Here is a 14,848-nt window from a genome sequence, read left to right on the forward strand (position 1 = left end):
CGGGCGCGGTATCAGTCCAGGCTCTCGAGAGCCTCGTCGATCGGCTGGTCGCCGTCGTTGAACTCGATCACCCGGCCGATGGTGCTCTCGTGCTCGAGGGTCGCGGTGATCACCCGGGCCACGTTGGCGCGGGACACCTCTGCGCCCTCGGTGGCCGTGACGTCGATGCGCCCGCTGGGCTCCTCCAGGGTGAGGGCGGAAGGGCGCAGGATGGTCCAGGACAGCCCGCTGTTCTGCAGGTGCTCATCGGCCTCCGTCTTGGCCTGGGCGTAGGGGTAGAAGTCGTCGCCCTCCGGCACCCCGTGGCCAGGGCCGGCGCCGAAGTAGCTGACGATCACGAAGCGACGCGCTCCGACACGCTGGGCGGCGTCCATGGCGGCGATCGCGGCATCGCGGTCCACGGCCCAGGTCCGCTTCGGGTCACCTCCCCCGGCTCCGGCCGTCCACACCACGGCCTCCGTGCCGCTCAGCAGCTCCCCCCAGCCCTCCGCATCGAGCCGCTCGATGTCCGTCACCACGGGTCGGGCGCCGGTGAGCTCGATGTCGGCGATGTGGTCCGGATTGCGCACCGCGGACCGCACCTCGTGGCCCGCCTGCACCAGCAGCGGCTGGGCGAGAAGGGCGACCTTGCCGTGTCCTCCGATGAGTGTGATCTTCATGTTCCCACCCTGCCATTCCTGCCTGTGACCGTCGAGGGGCGGTACCGGGTGGTCGGGCTGCCGTCGCGCCTCCAGCTCGTCAGCGTATTCTGAGCCGGGCCGTGCCATCCGCCGGCCTCCGCCCCCGGAAGGAACCGCACCATGGCCGGTGGACTTGCCGCCCTGCTCGATGACGTCGCCGCTCTGGCCCGCCTCGCTGCCGCGAGCGCCGATGACGTGGCCGCCGCCTCCGCCCGCGCGGGTGCGAAGGCCGCCGGTGTGGTGATCGACGACACCGCCGTCACCCCGCAGTACGTGCAGGGCATCAAGCCCAAGCGGGAGCTGCCGATCATATGGCGGATCACCAAGGGCTCCCTGTTCAACAAGATCGTCATCATCCTGCCGATCCTGCTGCTGCTGAGCGTGTTCGCCCCGTGGCTGCTGCCGGTGCTGCTGATATTCGGCGGCCTCTATCTGAGCTTCGAGGGCGCCGAGAAAGTATGGGAGCTGGTACGCGGCCACGAAAAGAGCAAGCCCGCGTCCGCCAAGGGCGGGGACGCCGAGGACTCTGTGGTCAAGGGCGCGGTGCGCACGGACCTGATCCTCTCTGCGGAGATCATGGTGATCGCCATGAACTCCATCGAGCAGGACTCGCTGTGGATCCGCGCCGCGGTGCTGGTGGTGGTGGCCCTCGGCATCACGGCGCTGGTGTACGGCGCGGTGGCGATCCTGGTGAAGATGGACGACGTGGGCCTGGCCATGACCAAGGACCACGACTCCCCCGCCAAGCAGAAGCTGGGCCAGCGCCTGGTCACCGCAATGCCCACCGTGATGAAGGTGATCAGCTACGTGGGCATGATCGCGATGCTGTGGGTGGGTGGCCACATCATCCTCGTCAGCACCCATGATCTGGGGCTGGCCCAGCCCTACGAGTGGATCCACGGCCTCGAGGTGGCCGTGGGCGGCGGCGCGCTGGGATGGCTGATCAATACCTTCTTCTCGTTCCTGATCGGCCTGGGCATCGGCTCCGTCGTGGTGGCGATCATGCACGTGCTCCCGTTCGGACACCACGGTGAGGACGAGGACGGCGAGGAGATCGCTGCCGACGCGGGCCACGGCACCGGGGCTCAGGAGGGCGGTTCCCGCCGGGCGGACGCCGGGAAGCAGAAGCACCCCGCCGTGGGCGATCAGCGCGGCACCGAGACCGCAGCCGACCCCCGCATCTGAGCACCGCCCTCCCCCGGACGGACGACGGCCCCGTCGAGCACCGGCTCGGCGGGGCCGTCCGCGCCGCGTGGCCCCGGGGTCGTCAGTGCTCGCGGTCCGCTGCGGGGCGGTCCGGGCCGGAACGAGCATCGCCCGGGCCAGCATGTTCACCATGACCATTCGGTCCGGGAATCGGGGGCCCGCATCGTCTCCGGGAGCGGCCCCAGGAGTGATGCCCTTGCCACGTGGCCCGGCAGAGGCATACTCGCCCCATGGCTCCTCCTCCCCTGGGTCGTATGACGCCGTACGGCGTCGAGCACATCACCGTGCTGATCCTCATCGTCCTGTGCTCGGTCGCCCTGGTGCTGTGGACCCGGCGCACAGACCCCGCACAGGTCGACCGCGCCCTGCGGGTGGCCGGCTGGGTGCTGCTGCTCAATGCCGCGCTGTGGACGCTGTGGGGGTTCATGCCGTGGGCGTGGAACATCGACGAATCCCTGCCGCTGCACTTCTCCGATGCCCTGCGGTTCCTGCTGCCGGCCGCGATGATCCTGCGCCGCCCCTGGATGATCGTGGTGGCCTGCTACTGGGGCCTCACCCTGAACATGCAGTCCGTGCTCACCCCGGATGTGAACTACTTCGTCTGGGTGCCGCTGGAGTTCTTCCAGTACTGGATCTCCCACGGCTGCGGCGTCGTGGTCCCCGTGGTGCTGATCTGGGGCCTGGGGTACCGGCCCACCTGGCGGGGGTACGGCTTCTCCTACGCTGCCACGCTGGGATGGGCCGCCCTCGCCTTCACGGTGAACATGACGGTGGGGACGAACTACGCGTACCTGAACCGGGCACCGGCCGGTCCCAGCATCCTGGATCTGATGGGCCCCTGGCCGCAGTACCTGCTGGTCGAGGCGGCGGTGATCGCGATCGGCTGGGCACTGCTGACCCTGCCGTTCGTGCTGCTGGACCGCAGGCAGGGCACCCGCGCCACGGGCACTGGCGGTCTGATGCGTCGCGCAGCTCGGGCTCCGGCAGGGGGCTTGCCCACGCCGGCCTCGCAGCAGGCACCTGACAGTACGGGGCCCGGCGGGGCGGTCGACGCGAAGGCCCCGGCGGCTCAGAGCAGCAGTTCGACCTGAGCCAGCCGCAGCGGGCCCTCGGCGGCGGTCACCACGATGCGGTGGTGGGTGCACTCCTGCGGTGAGGCGATCTCGAAGGGGCGGGTCTGCCGCCGCCAGCGGAAGTGCTGATCGGAGCGCTCGTCCAGCAGCGTCCAGCTGGAGCCGTCGTTGGATCCCTCGAGCCGCCAGGCGATCGGGTCCCCGCCCTCCTCGGCACCCGAGGTGAGCGTGAGGAAGCGCGCGCGGCCGGGGCCCGGCAGCGGCGGAAGGTCGATCACGCAGCTGGCGGTGTCCCAGTGCCGCTCCGTGTGCGAGTCGTCGTCCAGAAGCGGGTCCTCGGGGTTGGTCTCCAGCAGGTCCATCAGGGCCTCGGGGTGCCCGCCCTCGGGGGTGGGCGAGGGGGGCACCTCGCCCCAGTCGCCGGGGTCGGCGGCGAGCGTGAACCTCAGCTCTCCGTGCAGCTGCGCGTGCTCGATCGCGGCGACGCTGTGCTCACGGCCGCGCACGGTCAGGGAGGTGACGTACGGATGCGCGGGTGCCTGGCCCTCGGCCACCACCGTGAACGCGGCGCCGCCGAGGGGGCGCACCTCGGCCCGGTCGAACAGTGGGGCCACCACGTGGTACCGACCGCTGGCGAGCTGCAGGGGGTACAGGCCGAGCGCGGTCAGCAGCCACCAGGCGCTCATCTCGCCGTTGTCCTCGTCCCCGGGATAGCCCTGACCGATCTGCTCGCCCACGAACAGCCGGCGCTGCACCTCCCTCACGATCTGCATCGCGCGGTGCGGGGCTCCGGCGTGGTGGAACAGGAACGGGATGTGGTGGGAAGGCTGGTTGGACATCCCGAACTGGCCCATCCGCACGGCCCGCGCCTCGTCCATCTCGTGGATGACGTGGCCGTAGGTGCCCTTGAGGTCGGCTCGCTCCGGGGTCGCGAAGAACTCCTCGAGCTTCTCCCACAGGCCCTCGCGACCACCGTGGAGGTCGGCCAGCCCCTCGCCGTCGTGCGGGGCGTGGAAGGCGAAGTTCCAGCCGTCGGTCTCGGTGAAGTCCCCTCCCCACACGCACGGATCGAAGTCGTCGGGCCCCTGGGAGAAGGAGCCGCCGGGCCCACGCCCCTGGAAGAACCCGATGCGCGGATCGAACAGCAGCACGTAGTTCGCGCTGCGAGCGCGCAGGTAGGCGGCCTCCTCGCGGAGCGTCCGGCGGCGCTGCTCGGGCAGGTCCTCGTCGGCCGCCAGCAGCTCGGCCTGGGCGGCGAGCCCCGCGTCGTTGATGTGCGCCTCCAGGGCCCAGGAGACCGACTCGGGGGTGTCGGTGTCCACGTACCCGGTGAACACCGCACGTTCATTGCCCTTGCGGCCCACCTCGGCGAAGGGCGGGGCGACGGTCGCGTTGCGCAGCCCGGCCTCATAGGTGCCCAGCGGGTCCGGCAGGGGCACACCCTTGACGGCGGCGTCGGCAAAGGCGATGTCGGAGCTGGTGCCGGTCATGCAGTCGGCGTACCCGGGTGAGGACCAGCGGGCGATCCAGCCGCCCTCGCGGAACTGCTGGACGAAGCCGTCGACGAGCTCCGCGCACAGCTCCGGGTACAGCAGCGCATAGGCGGGCCAGGCGGTGCGGTAGGTGTCCCAGAAGCCGTTGTTGACGTGGATCCTGCCGGGCAGCACCTGCGCGTTGGTGCGGGTGTCGGTGGCGTTCCCCTTCACCGGCAGCACGGGGCTGGCGTGCACGGGGACGGGTCGCTCGATGGTGCCGGCGTTCTCCCAGTGCGAGTTGGGGTAGAGGTTCAGCCGGTAGAGGTTGCCGGCCAGGGTGCGGCGCTGGGCCGGGGTGGCGTGGTCGACCCTGATCACGTCCAGCCGCTCCTTCCAGGCGGCGTGGGCGGCGGCCCTGACCTGCTCGAGGCTGCGACCCTCGACCTCCTGGGCGTAGGTGCGGCGCGCCTGGTCCCGGCCGATGAAGCTGGTGACCAGGCGCAGGGTGACGCGCGTGGTGCCGGGTGCGAAGGTGAGCAGGCTGGCGCCGGGGCTCGCGCCATCGGCGGGCTTCACCGTCACCGGGGCCGGGTCCAGCTGCGCACTGATGTACATGCGGGTGGCTCCATCGGCGCGGGCGTAGCCCTCCGCGAGCCCGGAGTCCACCCAGGCGTGCACGGAGCCGTCGAGCACGGCCCCGGCCGCGTCGATCCGGGCATGCTCGTCCACCCCTTCCAGCAGCAGGTGGGCGGGCTGGCCATCGGCGGGGAAGGTGTACTCCTGGATCGAGCCGTGGTCAGTGGGCGCCAGCCGCACACCGATGCCGCCGTCGAGCTCGACGGCGTACAGGTCCGGCCGTGCCGTCTCACGCGCGTGGTCGAAGGCGCGGGCGCGGGCCTGCGGGGAGGCATCGGGGCCATGGCCCCGCAGGGGCATCACCACGAACTGGTTGCGGTCCCCCATCCACGGGCTGGGCTGGTGGGAGATGCCGATGCCCTGCAGGCGCGGCCGGTTCTGCCCGTCGTTGGCGCGGTGGTACTCGTACACCCAGCGCCGGGTGCGGGCATCGGTCATCGGGGTGAAGAAGGCGAAGCCGTTGGGCCAGGCGGTCAGCGGCAGGGTGTTGCCGCGGGAGAAGTCCCCGGAGGCGTAGGTGCCGCGGCGGGTGTCCACCCAGGCAACGGGATCATCGAGGGGTGGGTCCTGCGGGGCGGGCGCGAGGTAGGGGCCGTCGATCCAGGTGACGAGCTCACTGCTGCTGCGCGCATCCTCCTCGTCCGCGGCGTCCTCCGTGCCCTCGGTGAGCGGTGCCGGCGGCGGATCGGCCACCAGCAGCACCCGGGTGATGGTGCGGCCTGCCGCGGCCTCGAGCCCCACCTGGACGTCGTTCCACTGATCGGCGTAGAGGATCCTCCCCTCCCCCATTCCGCGTGCCGTGGCCTCGGTGCCGTACTGGTCCACGGGCCCCAGCTCGGACAGACGGGTGCCGTCCTCGAACTGAAGTTCCACGGCCACGTACGTGGCGCCCCAGGTGAGATCGGGGTCCAGCTCGGGGAACAGGTAGCAGCGCAGCACATCGCCTGCGCCGACCGTGTGGCCCCGGAGATCTCCCGCGCCCGGCATCGGGGGCAGTTCCTGCTCCAAGCGCTCCCCGGGCCGGGTGCGACATCGCAGCGCCGACTGCGCGACGAAGCCTGCACCGTCCTTGCTGGTGGGTGATCCGACGGGGCCGGCGGCATCAGTGGCGATCATCGCTCCAGGCTAGTCAAGCGCGTCCGGCCTGACGGAGACCGCAACGCACGGATGGGGATTTCTCCCCATCCGCTCACGGTGCACCACGGGCTCCGGTGCGGAATACTCGGTGCGGTGCATTCCGCATCATGAGGAGACGACATGAGTTTCGCGCAGCCCCTCCCCTCGGGTCCTGCTGGTTCACGGCCCGGCAAGGCAAAGCGGCCCACCTGGCACTGGGTCGTCCTGGGGGGCTGCTCCCTGCTCGCTCTGCTGATCGCACTGGGCGTGGCCGGCCTGGTGGGGTACCAGATCCTGAACCGCGGCAATCCCCAGGACACCCTCGAGAACTTCTACACCTCGATGGAGAACGGCGATTGCCAGCTGTTCGAGGAGTCCACCACCGAGGAGTACCGCCAGACCACCCAGCTGGCCGACTGCACGACCTTCGAGACGATGACCTCGCAGATGGGTGCGCTGGACTACACGGTCGATGAGCGCATCAACCGTCAGGGCTACGCGATCTTCGAGGTCACCGAGACGTACCAGCGTGACGGCCAGGACGTGGAGGCGCAGCTGCGGTTCTACGTGCGTCGTTTCGAGGGCGGCTGGTTCGTGGACGGCGTCGAGGTCGTCGACGCGCCCACCACCGGCTGAGTCGGCTCGGGGCCGACGGCCTGGGGTCAGGACTCCTCGAGCCGGGCCCGGAAGGCCCGCTCCGCTGCGGCGCCGAACGGCACCAGCACCACCGCGTCCAGGACGTGATCGACCTCGGGGGCGGTCTCGCGGATGGTGTCCACCGCGATGCGAGCGGCATCGTCGATCGGCCAGCCGTACACACCGGCCGAGATCGCGGGGAAGGCCACGGAGCGGGCTCCGAGGTCAGCGGCGGTGCGCAGCGACTCGCGGTAGCACGACGCCAGCACGGCGGAGCGGTCCTCACTGCTCGAATGGACGGGCCCCACTGTGTGGATCACCCACTGCGCCGGCAGGTCGCCGGCCGTGGTGGCGACGGCCTGACCCGCCGGCAGGCCATCGGGCAGGGTGCTCTCCCGCAGCTCCCGGCAGGCGGCGAGGATGCGGGGGCCTCCCCGCCGATGGATGGCGCCGTCAACGCCCCCACCGCCCAGCAGTGAGGAGTTGGCGGCGTTCACGATCGCGTCCACTGCGACGGCGGTGATGTCCCCGGGCTCGATGCGCACGTCCATTCCCTCAGGGTAGCCAGGTCCGGGAACACGGCCGAGGCTCCGTGGGGGGGCCCTGCGCAGCCCGGAGCAGCTGCCCGGGGCTGGGCAGGCCCGGGCTAGGGTCGAAGCATGCGCACCCGACGCCCCTCCCCGCTCCAGGGCCGACGACCCACGCGCGAGGACCTGCAGCGGTTCGCCACCGATGACCCGCACGCGATGGACGACGTGCTGCCCCCGCCCGGGGATCCGCTGCGTCTGCTGATGGTGGGGATCAACCCCGGCCTGTGGACGGCTGCCGTCAATGCTCCCTTCGCCCGGCCCGGCAATCGCTTCTGGGCCTCCCTGCACCGCGCGGGCCTGACAGGGCACCTCATCGACGCTTCCTGCGGGCTCGACGAAGCCGATGGGCGGGAGCTGACATCACGGGGAATCGGCATCACCAACCTCGTGGGTCGGGCCACCGCCCGCGCCGACCAGTTGGACGTGCACGAGCTGCAGGAGGGCGGTCGGCACCTGGTGGAGCGGGTGGAGCACCTGCGGCCGACGGTGGTCGCCGTGGTGGGCATCACGGCCTACCGCAGTGCGTTCGGCCTGCCCCGGGCGCAGCTGGGCAGGCAGGGGTCTCCTCTTCCAGCCGCCTGGCCTACCGGCACGGACCTGTGGGTGGTGCCGCAGCCGAGCGGACTCAACGCCCACGCCACCGTCGAGTCCCTGGCCCGTGACTGGCGTGCGGTGGCCCGGGCTGCCGGTGTCGCGCACGCGAACAGCACATGACGACGGGCGAACATCCGGTGAGACCCGGATGGACACCGGACCGCATGGCGGAGTGCGGCGCGGAACGGGGGCGCTCCATGGCCTACAGTGCGAGGGATCGTTCTGCGGTGGAGGCCGCCCGTCCTCACGGGCCCGGCCGGCCGCCCCGCCCCTGACCGAGGAGCACTGGTGAACAGCAATAGGCGTCCAGAGTCACCTGATGACCACAAGCGGTTCTCCCTGAACGAGGACTGGGCAGCCACCCTGGTGGGTCTGCTGCTGTTCGCCGCCTGCATGGCCGGGCTGATCTCCCCGGAGCTGATCCCGTGAGCGACTCCCGGCATCAGGATCAGGGCATCACCGCCACCGAGGCCTCCCCGCTCGCCCACCGCGACGAGACCGCAGCGCCTCCCCCGGCATCCTCCACCGGTGCCGGCTCCCCAGCCGCCACCGCCGCTGAGGCGACCCCGCGCAATTCCCTGCCGTGGACCATCGCCGGGCTGGTGATCGTGGTGGCGCTGGCCGGGATCGTGCGGCTGCTGACCGAGTGGCTTCCCGGCGCCACCGAGGGCACCGGCTTCGGGAAGGTCGCGAAGTCGATCGAGTACCCCGTCTACGCGATCGCGCTGGGTTTCCTGGGCAACGCCGTGCTCTCCCTGACCGGGGTGCGGGACCGGATGACCGCCGCGTTCCGCACCGAGTTCTTCATCAAGATCGGGCTGGTGCTGCTGGGCGCCACCATCAACTTCGCGGTCGTGGTGCGTGCCGCAGGACCGGCCGTGCTCCAGGCCATCGCCCTGATCACCGTGGTGTTCCTGTTCACCTGGTGGTTCGCCGGGCTGCTGGGCATCGACGACCGCCTGCGAGCGCTGCTGGCCAGCTCGCTGTCGATCTGCGGGGTCTCCGCGGCAGTGGCCGCCGCGGGCGCCGTGCAGGCGAAGAAGGAGCAGCTCGCGTTCACCGCGACCCTGGTGATCGTGTTCGCGGTGCCGTCGATCTTCCTGCTCCCCTGGTTGGCGAACCTGATGGGGCTGCCCGATGCCGTCACCGGTGCCTGGATCGGCGGCAACATCGACACCACCGCGGCCGTGACGGCCGCCGGAGCCGTTGCCGGTGAGCAGCCGCTGCAGATCGCCTCGATCGTGAAGGTCACCCAGAACGCCCTGCTGGGCGTGGTGGCCGTGCTGCTGACCCTCTACTTCGCGGTGAAGGCTGCACCCGCCGGGGCCTCAGCCGGGACCGAACCCACCGCTGACCAGCCGGCCGCACCGCCGCGCTTCGGGGACCGCGCGTCACTGGCGATGCTGTGGCAGCGCTTCCCGAAGTTCGTGCTGGGATTCATCGCCGCCTCGATCATCGCGACCGTGCTGGCCGAGTCCGTCGCGGCCGATGTGCTCGAGCCTCGCCTGGACGCGGCCAAAGAGCTGCAGACGTGGGCGTTGACCCTCGCGTTCGTGTCGATCGGGCTGGAGTTCAACGTGTCCTCCGCCAAGGACGCGGGCTGGAAGCCGGTGCTGGTGTTCTTCGTCGCGACCCTGGTGAACCTGGTGGTGGGCCTGGGGCTGGCACTGCTGCTGTTCCGCAGCTTCACCTTCTGACCGATCGGAGCCTCTGACCGACGATCGGATCCGGGCGCTGCCTTCGGGGCGATCCCCCTGGGTCCGGTGTGCTTCGGAGCCTTCCTGATGTACGCGGTCTAGCCTGGGAGGACACACCGGGCCCGCTCCCCGTGGGCCCGCCGAGCAGGGAGGGGCAGCCATGCCTGAGGGCTGGAGCAAGAAGCGAGAGCGCCAGTACGAGCACATCAAGGACGGGCTCGAGGAGCGCGGCGAGAGCGAGGACACCGCGCAGGAGATCGCCGCCCGCACCGTCAACAAGACCCGTGCCCACCAGGGCGAGGCGGAGGAGTCCAGTCCCACCTCCACGAAGGACAAGTCCCCTGCCCAGCGCGGGGGCGAGCGCTCCGGCTCCGGCACCCAGGGACGCACCAAGGACCAGCTCTACCAGGACGCCAAGCGCCAGGGCGTCGAGGGCCGTTCCTCGATGAGCAAGGCGCAGCTCGAGGAGGCGCTCGAGGACCGTGACTGACCCGGACGCGCCCGCGGCACCCCGGCCCGGTCGGGCCGGGGTGCCGCCTGATACCCGCTTCAGTTCACCTGAGCTCATTTCACGCTCAGGGGCCTCACTGTAGACTGCGTCGGGCATCGGGGGAGTATCCCTAGCGCTGTGCACGTCAGCACGAAGACCGTCGTCGGCCTTCCGGGTGCAGCGGCCCGCCGGTGAGGATCCCCTCCTCGCCCGCGGGTGGAGAGACCCGGGTCCCTCCGTCGAACCCGGAAAGCAGAACTCGTGAGCGTCTCCCCCCTGATCTGGATCATCACCGTCCTGGTGATCATCGGCCTGCTGGCCTTCGACTACATCTTCCACGTGCGCAAGGCGCACATCCCCACGCTGCGCGAGGCCGCGGTGTGGTCCGCCATCTACGTGGGGATCGCCCTGGTGTTCGGCGTGATCCTGTGGTTCTTCACCCCCGGCCACGAGATGGGCACCGAGTACTTCGCCGGGTACATCACCGAGAAGGCGCTCTCGGTGGACAACCTGTTCGTGTTCCTGGTGATCATGTCCGCCTTCCGGGTGCCCCGCGAGGACCAGCAGAAGGTGCTGCTGTTCGGCATCACCTTCGCGATCATCGCCCGCACGGGCATGATCGCCGGCGGCGCCGCGATCATCGACAACTTCTCCTGGGCGTTCTACTTCTTCGGCCTGATCCTGCTGCTGACCGCCGGGAACATGCTCAAGCCGGAGGACGACGACAAGGACGAGGCCAACAACTTCGTCATCCGGATCGCGAAGAAGCTGCTGCCCACCTCGGACCACTACGACGGGGACAAGCTGTTCACCCACGTGGACGGACAGCGGATGATGACCCCGATGCTGCTGGTGATGGTGGCCATCGGCGGCACCGACATCCTGTTCGCCCTGGACTCGATCCCCGCCATCTTCGGCCTCACCCAGAACACCTACATCGTGTTCACCGCGACCGTGTTCTCGCTGCTGGGCCTGCGTCAGCTCTACTTCCTGATCGACGGCCTGCTGGATCGCCTCGTGTACCTGTCCTACGGCCTGGCAGCGATCCTCGCCTTCATCGGCGTGAAGCTGATCCTGCACGCCCTGCACGAGAACGAGCTGCCCTTCATCAACGACGGCCAGCCCGTGCCGGTTGTGGAGGTGACCACGACGCTGTCGCTGTCGGTGATCATCGGCATCCTGGCCTTCACCATCGTGGCCTCGCTGACCAGCCGCAGGGGCCGCGCCAAGGCGGCGGTCTCCAGTGCCCGTCGCGACGCCGACTCGTACCTGCAGATGACCTACACCTCCTTCGAGGAGGAGCGCGAGCGCATCTTCCGGCGCATGCTGGAGAACGAGCAGACCATCGCCAACCTCCCGCCGAAGTACCAGGACCTGCTCGAGGAGCGCGACCAGAAGCCGCTGACCGAGCTGCTGCGCGAGGCGCACCTGGTGGCCGACAAGCGCTCCGCGGACCGCGAGAAGGGCGTGCGCACCGACACCAGCCCGGAGGGCCTCGAGCTGGCCGCCATCCGCGCTGCCGGTGACGCTGACAGCACGGCCCAGGACGCCGCACTCGGGGCGGACACCAAATCCGGCTCCCGCGGGAGCCACGAGGCCGACGCCCCCGCCGACGTCGACGGGCAGCGCAACCACCCCTGATCCGGCATGACGGCGGGCACGAGTCGGCCCTCGTGCCGCTCGCTCAGGACGGCCCCTGCACTCCGGTGCGGGGGCCGTCGGCCCATCTCCGAGCAGCTGGGCACCCAGATGGACGGCGGAGACGGCGGCGAGGATCCCCGGGCGATGCGCATGCCGATGAGAATGCCGGTCACACCCGGATCCGTGATGCCGTTCACCGGATTCTGCTAGACACGGACCATGACCGTCTACGGCTTCCACGCCTCCCACGAGCAGATCTCGCCCCGGCAGCTGCTGGCCGACGTCCAGCTGGCCGAGCAGGCAGGCTTCCAGGCCGCCATGTGCTCCGATCACCTCGAGCCCTGGTCGAAGCGGCAGGGCCATTCGGGGCTCGCCTGGTCCTGGCTGGGCGCGGCCCTGGCCACCACCGAGCTCAGCTTCGGCACCGTCAGCGCCCCCGGACAGCGGTACCACCCGGCGATCGTGGCCCAGGGCATCGCCACCCTGGGGCAGATGTTCCCGGGCCGGTTCTGGACCGCCCTGGGCACCGGCCAGTACGCCAACGAGCACGTCACCGGCGAGGGATGGCCCCGCAAGGAGGTGCGTCAGCAGCGCCTCGAGGAATGCGTGGAGATCATCTCCCGGCTGCTGGACGGCGAGACCGTCTCGCACGACGGCCTGGTGACGGTGGACCAGGCCACGGTGTGGGAGGTGCCCGATCCGAAGCCCAAGCTGATCGCCCCGGCCATCAGCGTGGACACCGCCGTGCGCGGGGCACGCTGGGCCGACGGCCTGGCCACCGTCAACCAGCCGCCCGAGAAGCTCACCGAGATGCTCGAGGCCTGGGAGGACGCCGGGGGTGCGCCCCACCGCATCCTGCAGGTCCACCTGAGCTGGGCGCCCACGGAGGACGAGGCACAGGCCATCGCCTACGAGCAGTGGCGCTCCAACGTGTTCACCTCGCCCGCCAACACCGATCTGCGGGTGGCGGACTACGACGCCGTCAGCGAGGAGGGCGTCCCCGCCGAGCGCGTGGCCGGTGCGGCGCTGATCTCCTCGGACCTGGGCAGGCTCACCGAGCAGATCCATGGCCTCGCCTCGCTGGGCTTCGATGCGGTGTACCTCCACCACATCGGCCAGGAGCAGCGCGGATTCATCGAGGCCTTCGGCGAGAAGGTGCTGCCGCAGCTGCGCTGAGTCCCCACCCGTTCAGGTGGAGTCCCCTCCGATCCACCAGCCCCCGTCACGACCTGAGGAGCGATCATGCTGAAGACCGAGACCGCTGACAACTGGTGGAAGACCGCCGTCGTCTACTGCTTGGACATCGAGAAGTACTTCGATGCGAACGACGACGGCACCGGTGACATCGACGGCCTGTGCCAGCGCATCGACTACCTGGCCGAGCTCGGCGTCACCTGCCTGTGGCTGATGCCGTTCATGCCCACCGAGGGCCGCGACGACGGCTACGACATCACGGACTACTACGGTGTGGATCCCCGTCTGGGGGATCACGGCGACATTGTGGAGCTGATCCGCACGGCGAAGGATCGCGGGATGCGGGTCATCATGGACCTGGTGGTCAATCACACCTCCCACAAGCATCCCTGGTTCGTGAAGGCGCGATCCTCGAAGAGCAGCCCCTACCGCGACTACTACGTGTGGCGCGACCAGCCGCCCGAGGACACCTCTGAGGATGTGGTGTTCCCCGATGCGGAGGACTCGCTGTGGACCCTCGATGAGAGGACCGGCCAGTACTACCTGCACAACTTCTACTCTGAGCAGCCCGACCTCAACATCGCCAACCCGGCCGTGCAGGAGGAGATCGCCAAGATCGTCGGCTTCTGGATGCAGCTGGGCATGGACGGATTCCGGGTGGACGCGGTGCCGTTCTTCATCCAGGAGCGCGGCATCCCGCAGGAGTGGACCGACGTCTACTCCGACCCCCACGACTACCTGCGCGAGCTGACCGCCTTCATGAAGCGCCGACGGGGCGATGCCATGCTGCTGGGCGAGGTCAACCTGGAGTACCCCGACCAGATGGAGTTCTTCGGCGGCGAGAACGGCGATGAACTCAGCATGATGTTCGACTTCGAGCTGATGCAGCGGATGTATCTGTCCCTGGCCCGACAGGACGCCACGGAGATGGCGCGCACCCTGAAGCGCCGCCCGCAGCTTGCCAGCAACAACCAGTTCGCGAACTTCGTGCGCAACCACGACGAGCTCACCCTGGACAAGCTCAGCGACCAGGAGCGGCAGGAAGTGTTCGACGCCTTCGGGCCCGAGGAGGACATGCAGCTGTACGACCGCGGGCTGCGGCGTCGACTGCCCCCGATGGTGGACGGGGACCCGCGGGTGATGCGCATGGTCTACTCACTGCTGTTCGCCCTTCCGGGCACGCCCGTTCTGTTCTACGGCGAGGAGATCGGGATGGGCGAGAACCTCGAGATCCCCGGTCGGCTCGCGGTGCGCTCCCCCATGCAGTGGACCCGTGGCAAGAACGGCGGCTTCTCCACCGTGGCCCCTTCGCGGCTGGTCGCGCCCCTGACCGGGGGCGGGTACGGTCCCGAGCACGTCAATGCCGAGGACCAGCGCTCCGACCCCGACTCGCTGCTGTCGTTCGTGAGCCTGCTGGCCCGCCGCTACCGTGAGTGCCCCGAGGTGGGCATGGGCGATGCCGAGGTCCTCGACCACGAGGCACCCTCCGTTCTGGCCCACCGCTGCACCTGGAGTCCCTTCGGCGGCGGCAACGCGAGCTCCGTGCTGGTGCACAACCTCTCTCCCGAGGCCACCTCCATCACCGTGACGCTCGAGGACGTCGAGGAGGGCACCGAGGTGCTGGACCTGTTCAGCAGTGACCGGTACGAGGTCACCAAGGGAGGCAAGCTCGCCCTGGAGGTGGGGGCGTACGGCCACCACTGGCTGCGCATCCTCCTGCCCGGGGACCGGCGGCTGCACTGATCGAAGGGCTGATGCTCGCCGTCCTGTTCGGCGGTGCCGGCCGCGCTGGTGATGGTGGGTGTCTCCTCGATTACCGG

The 14,848-nt window shown here is 69.9% G+C and carries 13 protein-coding genes; 10 read left to right on the plus strand and 3 right to left on the minus strand.

All coding sequences use genetic code 11. The features are described from left to right. Window positions 1-11: 11 nt before the first annotated feature. Window positions 12-659: an SDR family oxidoreductase gene (locus M3B01_RS07880; RefSeq protein ID WP_193864558.1), complete on the minus strand. Its 648-nt coding sequence runs from the start codon at window positions 657-659 to the stop codon at window positions 12-14. Window positions 660-800: 141 nt separating this feature from the next. On the opposite strand from M3B01_RS07880, the gene M3B01_RS07885 reads away from it, so the two are divergent. Both M3B01_RS07885 and M3B01_RS07890 read left to right on the plus strand, forming a co-directional pair. Continuing rightward, on the plus strand, window positions 801-1,865 hold the full coding sequence (locus tag M3B01_RS07885) for a DUF808 domain-containing protein (protein ID WP_259790901.1): 1,065 nt from the start codon (window positions 801-803) through the stop codon (window positions 1,863-1,865). A gap of 251 nt (window positions 1,866-2,116) precedes the next feature. Continuing rightward, on the plus strand, window positions 2,117-2,977 hold the full coding sequence (locus M3B01_RS07890) for a TIGR02206 family membrane protein (protein ID WP_259790904.1): 861 nt from the start codon (window positions 2,117-2,119) through the stop codon (window positions 2,975-2,977). Here M3B01_RS07890 and M3B01_RS07895 read toward each other — a convergent pair. Beyond that, window positions 2,956-6,186, minus strand: a complete 3,231-nt coding sequence (locus M3B01_RS07895) for a GH92 family glycosyl hydrolase (RefSeq protein ID WP_259790906.1) — start codon at window positions 6,184-6,186, stop codon at window positions 2,956-2,958. The two genes, M3B01_RS07890 and M3B01_RS07895, sit on opposite strands and share 22 nt — an antisense overlap. 141 nt (window positions 6,187-6,327) lie before the next feature. Between M3B01_RS07895 and M3B01_RS07900 the strand changes: the two genes are divergently transcribed. After that, complete coding sequence (locus tag M3B01_RS07900) at window positions 6,328-6,822, plus strand: DUF4878 domain-containing protein (RefSeq protein WP_204410078.1); 495 nt, start codon at window positions 6,328-6,330, stop codon at window positions 6,820-6,822. A gap of 26 nt (window positions 6,823-6,848) precedes the next feature. On the opposite strand, the gene M3B01_RS07905 is transcribed toward M3B01_RS07900, so the two are convergent. Then, on the minus strand, window positions 6,849-7,373 hold the full coding sequence (locus M3B01_RS07905) for an O-acetyl-ADP-ribose deacetylase (RefSeq protein WP_204410080.1): 525 nt from the start codon (window positions 7,371-7,373) through the stop codon (window positions 6,849-6,851). 108 nt (window positions 7,374-7,481) lie between these two features. On the opposite strand from M3B01_RS07905, the gene M3B01_RS07910 reads away from it, so the two are divergent. From M3B01_RS07910 to M3B01_RS07940, 7 genes are all read left to right on the plus strand, one after another. Continuing rightward, a complete protein-coding gene (locus tag M3B01_RS07910; RefSeq protein WP_259790907.1) occupies window positions 7,482-8,126 on the plus strand; it encodes a mismatch-specific DNA-glycosylase in 645 nt (214 codons plus the stop codon). A 168-nt stretch (window positions 8,127-8,294) separates the two neighbouring features. After that, window positions 8,295-8,435 carry a hypothetical protein gene (locus M3B01_RS07915; RefSeq protein ID WP_204410084.1) on the plus strand — a complete coding sequence of 47 codons (141 nt, stop codon included), beginning with the start codon at window positions 8,295-8,297 and terminating at the stop codon, window positions 8,433-8,435. Further along, the gene (locus M3B01_RS07920) at window positions 8,432-9,703 is read left to right on the plus strand and encodes a YeiH family protein (protein WP_259790910.1); all 1,272 of its coding nucleotides are present in this window, start codon (window positions 8,432-8,434) and stop codon (window positions 9,701-9,703) included. Before M3B01_RS07915 ends, M3B01_RS07920 begins: the two co-directional genes overlap by 4 nt. A 160-nt stretch (window positions 9,704-9,863) precedes the next feature. Continuing rightward, window positions 9,864-10,193 (plus strand): plasmid stabilization protein, encoded by a 330-nt coding sequence (locus M3B01_RS07925; protein ID WP_259790911.1) that lies wholly within the window; start codon window positions 9,864-9,866, stop codon window positions 10,191-10,193. 261 nt (window positions 10,194-10,454) lie between these two features. After that, a complete protein-coding gene (locus M3B01_RS07930; RefSeq protein WP_259790912.1) occupies window positions 10,455-11,834 on the plus strand; it encodes a TerC family protein in 1,380 nt (459 codons plus the stop codon). A 219-nt stretch (window positions 11,835-12,053) separates the two neighbouring features. Then, the gene (locus M3B01_RS07935; protein ID WP_259790913.1) at window positions 12,054-13,010 is read left to right on the plus strand and encodes a TIGR03885 family FMN-dependent LLM class oxidoreductase; all 957 of its coding nucleotides are present in this window, start codon (window positions 12,054-12,056) and stop codon (window positions 13,008-13,010) included. A gap of 66 nt (window positions 13,011-13,076) precedes the next feature. Then, window positions 13,077-14,771 carry an alpha-amylase family protein gene (locus M3B01_RS07940; RefSeq protein WP_259790914.1) on the plus strand — a complete coding sequence of 565 codons (1,695 nt, stop codon included), beginning with the start codon at window positions 13,077-13,079 and terminating at the stop codon, window positions 14,769-14,771. The last annotated feature ends 77 nt before the right edge of the window (window positions 14,772-14,848 follow it).

The organism is Brachybacterium sp. p3-SID957, assembly GCF_025144775.1.
GTDB lineage: Bacteria > Actinomycetota > Actinomycetes > Actinomycetales > Dermabacteraceae > Brachybacterium > Brachybacterium epidermidis.

Bases quoted from the DNA above. Each gene is read 5' to 3' on its own strand.
- M3B01_RS07940 (WP_259790914.1), top strand. From the start codon at position 13,077: ATGCTGAAGACCGAGACCGCTGACAACTGGTGGAAGACCGCCGTCGTC.
- M3B01_RS07925 (WP_259790911.1), top strand. From the start codon at position 9,864: ATGCCTGAGGGCTGGAGCAAGAAGCGAGAGCGCCAGTACGAGCACATC.
- M3B01_RS07885 (WP_259790901.1), top strand. From the start codon at position 801: ATGGCCGGTGGACTTGCCGCCCTGCTCGATGACGTCGCCGCTCTGGCC.
- M3B01_RS07910 (WP_259790907.1), top strand. From the start codon at position 7,482: ATGCGCACCCGACGCCCCTCCCCGCTCCAGGGCCGACGACCCACGCGC.
- M3B01_RS07890 (WP_259790904.1), top strand. From the start codon at position 2,117: ATGGCTCCTCCTCCCCTGGGTCGTATGACGCCGTACGGCGTCGAGCAC.
- M3B01_RS07880 (WP_193864558.1), bottom strand. From the start codon at position 659: ATGAAGATCACACTCATCGGAGGACACGGCAAGGTCGCCCTTCTCGCC.
- M3B01_RS07935 (WP_259790913.1), top strand. From the start codon at position 12,054: ATGACCGTCTACGGCTTCCACGCCTCCCACGAGCAGATCTCGCCCCGG.
- M3B01_RS07905 (WP_204410080.1), bottom strand. From the start codon at position 7,373: ATGGACGTGCGCATCGAGCCCGGGGACATCACCGCCGTCGCAGTGGAC.
- M3B01_RS07895 (WP_259790906.1), bottom strand. From the start codon at position 6,186: ATGATCGCCACTGATGCCGCCGGCCCCGTCGGATCACCCACCAGCAAG.
- M3B01_RS07900 (WP_204410078.1), top strand. From the start codon at position 6,328: ATGAGTTTCGCGCAGCCCCTCCCCTCGGGTCCTGCTGGTTCACGGCCC.